Source organism: Massilia agri (genome assembly GCF_024753255.1).
Taxonomy (GTDB): Bacteria; Pseudomonadota; Gammaproteobacteria; order Burkholderiales; family Burkholderiaceae_D; genus Telluria; species Telluria agri.
In genome coordinates, this window is the sequence record NZ_JANUHA010000052.1 from 1 (window position 1) to 917 (window position 917).

General features: G+C 68.9%; 1 protein-coding gene. It reads right to left on the reverse strand.

Going from position 1 to position 917, the window contains the following annotated elements:
- The coding region (locus NX780_RS25090; protein WP_258830614.1) for a type VI secretion system Vgr family protein at positions 1-917 on the reverse strand (917 nt) is incomplete at both ends.

Below are 917 nucleotides of genomic sequence, written 5' to 3' on the forward strand. Positions count from 1 at the left end.
GTGATGTTACCTCCATCGATCGTGATATTCGCCCCGTCCGCCGTCGAAAGAACGATGCTCTTGGCCGCCGCCCAGTCCACGTGAGCATTCGCGCTGACGATGTTCACCTCGTCGCGTGCCTGCACCTTGAGCACGTCGGCCTGGGCCTGCACGTCGATCGCATCTTTCGCCGCGATCAGTTGCAGGCCGATGCCGCCCTCGCCCGGTTTCACGGCGCCGGCCAGCATGCCGATCGCCTGGCCGCTGTGCACGCGCAGCTGGCCGCCGGTGACGAACTGGGTATCCTGTCCGCTCATGAGCGATACGGTTTCGCCATTGGACAGCTGCACCGCCTGCCCCGCTGTCACGCCCAGGCCGGCCTTGGCCGAGATCGCGATGACGGGGTCGGTCAGGTGCGGCAGCTTGCCGTCCCCGGGCGCGGTGTCCTTCTTCGAAGCGTCGGCCTTGGCCGCGTCGGCGCCCTCGCTCCCGACCATGCCCGACACTGCTGTCAGCATCGCCTGCAGGGGCGCCGCCTTCGGGTCGAGCACGCTGCTGCCACTCTTCGCGGCGCCCAGGTGCGCCGCGAGGCCGACGGTTTCGTGCTTCACCGCCGCATCGTTGAAGCTCTCGCCCAGCTTGACTGCCTGCTTGAGCAGCGCGATGCCGGCCACGTTGTCGCCGGCCGGCTCGCGCTCGCCGGCGTTGTGATTGATCCGGTAGCTGGTCACCAGCAAGCCCGCATGCGCGCGCAGCGCGCCATACGCGTCGGTGCGCAGCTCGGCCCCCACACCGCGCAGGCTGCCGCGGAAGTTGTCGGCGCCGTGGACCAGGTGGCCGAGATTCAGTTCGGTGGCGGCCAATGTCGTGCGCAGTTGCACCCGCCCCTGGGCGTCGGTGTCGTCGAACAGCAGCTGGTTGTAGCCGGACCCGCCGAA